Here is a 3,946-nt window from a genome sequence, read left to right as displayed (position 1 = left end):
GAGTAGCATTTTATCCTCTTCTGGAAAGCTTGCGGACCACGCAGAATACCGGTCGATGGACACGATCATGATAAACAAAGAATGGCCGTCCCAATCGGAAAAATACTGTTCCCATTTCATACGCATTTCCTGTATGCCCATTCTACGCTGGATGACATCTTCCATATATTTGGAACGCAGCTCCGGCAGGCTTCGCTCTACCACCAATGATTTGCGGTGAAACTCTCCAACCAGTTTGCTAATCACAGGTTCCAGGTCATACAATCCTCCTTGGCGCGTTCCCTTATTGCCCGAATTTAATAGGCTATTAATTTTTTTCATGGGGCGAAAAGCTGCATAATTGTAATAGTAAACTGCTGAGCACCCAGCCAGTATGGAGATAAAGGCCAGCCACAGCATCATATTGCGCGCCAGCTTTACATTTTTCAGCAGCTTGTCCATCGGAACGAGCGATACTAGACGCCAGCCCGTTACATCTGAAAAGGTTTGGTTGGCCATATATTCCATGTCCCCTATCTCCACATAAGCATAGGGGCTCACATCCAGCTCTTTCAAAATCCTGCCCATATCATTTAAGGGTAAGGACGATTTCAGCTTGGGATAGATCAACTCGCCGTCCAGATCATACACGTATTGCGAGTTGGATAAATGAATATATAGTTTGGAAAAAAAACGATCGTAATCCAGATTGATTAGCACCGCACCCATGACCCGACCATTCTTTACTATGGGCCTGGCCAGCGAAAGCAACTCTATCGTCCCCTGCTCACGATCAGTGCCATACCATCGCCGCTTAATCAACAACGGCTTTTTTTGAATGTCCTGAATCCAGGGAACCCATGTGGTATCCGGTGCCTGCTTCCAATCAGGCATGTAACCATAATTGCTGGATACGAGAGCATGATTGTCCAAAGAAATAACTTCAACCGAATAAATTTCTTCGTGCGAAGAAAGGGTTTTCAAGTATTTGTGAAGCCGATCTATGACGGAGGCCTTGTCTTCCAGCGATTTCCCATCCGTTTGGACACGTACAAAAGCCTCTACATCCGGATGATATGCTGCGTCCAGCGCCTTGTTATCAGACTCACGAAAAGCCCGATTGGTCACATCCAGATTGATTTGCAACAATTCTATATTGGGTGTGTTCAGCTCGGTATCCAAACCTTCACGGTATCCTGAATACGATAGCAAGCCGATCACGCTAATCACAAGCGACACGCACAGAGTAAGCAGTAGAATCAATCTTGTCTGTTTATTTTTCAGTATCAATCGAAGCTTAAGTCGCAGCATTCCCGTAACTTCATCCTTCCGGACTTCGTTGTCCATCTTCCTCTGACCCATATACTGGTGGCATATTCTCCCTATTACTATTTGACGCAAGAGTCGGAATTCCCTGCCTATGTAATTCAAACTTAATATAAGGAACAACATTCATATAAAAAAGAAGAAGTCTCCCTGTACAAGGTAGAACTTCTTCTTTGGCACTGCTTGTATTCATTATTCAGCAAAAACAGATACTTGCTTCACAGGTTTTAGCTTGTCTTTTCCACCTGAAAACGATCTAGCTCCCGCTGCATTTCCTCGCGAATCTGACGAAGCTCTTTTACCTTCTCAGCCGATTCCTCAAATGAACGCTTCTGCTCTACCGTGGAAGCCGTAATCTCTTCACTGCCTGCGGCGGATTGCTGAGTGATTGCGCTGATATTTTCGATAGCTTGCTGTACCTGTACGCTCAGTTCTCGCGATACATTCATGTCCGTTGATAACTTGCTGACTTGGCCGGCAATTTGCTGCACTTTGCCACTAATCTCTGTAAACGATTCTCCGGTTGAGGAGGTTGCCTTCTCCTGCTCACGGAACAGCTCCTGACTTTGCGCCACAGAAATCTTCACCTTATCCATAGCCTGCGTGATACCGTCAACTGCGGTATAAATTTTCTTTACAGCAGACTCTGATTGATTCGCCAGCTTTTTCACTTCATTGGCAACAACAGCAAAACCTTTTCCTGCTTCACCTGCACGTGCAGCCTCAATAGAAGCATTCAAGGACAACAGCGATGTTTGGCTGGCAATTTCGGAGACATATCCAGTCATGGTTGTAATCTCGACTGCATTAGCCTCCAGCTCCTTGACCGTCTGCTCCACTTCGGACATGGCTGAACGATTTTCTGCAACAATACGCAGTTGATCGCTCATGACCCGCGTACCCTGCTCAATGACACGCAAAGCATCCTCACTATACGCGGTCGATTGTGTGGTTTCCAGTAGATTCGATTCAAACTTCTGCTGCATCTCGTCCACAACGCCAACTGTCGACGACAGATCCTCAGCAATTTTCTGACTGCCTATTGCCAGTTCCTCTGTTGACGTGCTGACTTGTGTCACAATTTCCTTCATGGCCTCATTATGCTGATCAATATCCCGAGCCATCAGATCGACACGATTACCCGCCTGATCAATGGAGAGTACAATGCTGCGCAAGTTCCCGATCATCACCCGGAAAGATTCATTGAGCTCGTCCAGCTCATCGCGTCCCTTGGTTTGGGCAAGCTGCACTGTCAGATTTCCCTCAGCAATTTGCTTTGCGGCATCCGTTAATTTGCGTGTTCTAAGGGCAAGCTGCCTGGATGTATATGTATTATATAGCCCAACCGCCACCAGAAGTATAACTGCACCTGCCAAGGCCAATTGCCATGTAAAACGAATGCTCTTGGTCAAATCTTCTGTGTATTGGTCATAACGTGCCTTGGTCAGCAGATCCAGCATAAATACATCGTTCTGAATCCCTTGGGCACGCATGGCCTCCCGCTTGGACTCCGGGCTGTTTTGGGTACTCATGGCTTTCTCCGTTGCTACTTTCAATTGGCTGAATTTTGTTTTAATCGTATTCAGTCGCTTTTGCTGCGCTTCGGTTTGCATCATGCCCTGTGAAAGCAATGCAATCGTCTTTTCAGACTGAGTCAGTTGATTTTGCACATCGGCTTTGTTGCTCTCCGTCATGGAAGCTGAATAATTTTGCAGTGCCTGCCCTGACTGAATCAAATAGGCATTGAGCTGCTGTACATTCAACATAGCCGGAACCAGATTACTACTTTGCGAGTTAATACGAATTAATTCAAAAATGATATAAGCCACTAAAGCCAGGCAAGCGATCAAGGAAATCATCGCGTTCAGCACCAGTTTACCTTGCAGTTTCATCAGCTTTCATCCTCCGTTTGCGAAAATTTATTGGGTGGGAACAGTCAGTGTGCCGGATTTGATTTTTTCCTTTAAATCATCCAACAACTTTTGCTGATCCGGACTCAGTGTCACGACACGAATAGGCGCCAAACCTACACCATCTTCCGCAAGACCAAACACCATATCCTTCTCCGTAAATTTTCTTTGATGATCTGCAAAGCCTTTGACTGCTGTATAAATTGCAATGTCTACATTTTTAAACATCGAGGTCACTACCGCTTTTTCCGCAATAAAAAACTGGTCACTATCGACCCCGATGGCGAATTTATGCTGCTTTTGCGCTTCCTGTAGCGCACCTACACCCGTAAGACCTGCGGCTGCAAAGATAACATCAATCTGATCCTGATTAATCATGTCATCTGCAATTTCCGTACCCAGTTCCGGCTTTCCAAAATCTCCTGCATACGTTGCAGTAACTTTGGCATTAGGCTTGACTGATTGCACCCCTGCGCGATACCCAATTTCAAATTTTTTCAACAAAGGAGATTCCGCACCTCCGAGAAAACCCACCTGTTCGGTGCGACTCGTCAAACCAGCAACGACTCCAGCCATAAAACTGCCCTCTTCTGCTTTGAAGCTAATAGAGGCCACATTCGGTAAATCTGATTTCTCATCCACGATTAAAAATTTACGGTCTGGATATTTTTTGGCAATAGATTCTAAACTGTCCTTCACCATGTAACCCAGCCCAATGATTAAATCCGCTT

General features: G+C 45.7%; 3 protein-coding genes. All 3 read right to left on the bottom strand.

Features of this window, described 5'->3' with window-relative positions:
* Window positions 1–1,326: cache domain-containing protein (locus GRP75_RS20840; RefSeq protein ID WP_202404240.1), on the bottom strand; the 1,326-nt coding region annotated here is incomplete at its 3' end.
* 206 nt (window positions 1,327–1,532) lie between these two features.
* On the bottom strand, window positions 1,533–3,197 hold the full coding sequence (locus GRP75_RS20835) for a methyl-accepting chemotaxis protein (protein ID WP_160790252.1): 1,665 nt from the start codon (window positions 3,195–3,197) through the stop codon (window positions 1,533–1,535).
* Between the two features lie 27 nt (window positions 3,198–3,224).
* A partial coding sequence (locus GRP75_RS20830) for a BMP family lipoprotein (protein WP_160790251.1) occupies window positions 3,225–3,946 on the bottom strand: 722 nt, incomplete at its 5' end.

It is taken from the genome of Paenibacillus sp. OT2-17 (assembly GCF_009827695.1).
GTDB lineage: Bacteria > Bacillota > Bacilli > Paenibacillales > Paenibacillaceae > Paenibacillus > Paenibacillus polymyxa_B.
This window is presented reverse-complemented; position numbering and strand designations above follow the sequence as displayed.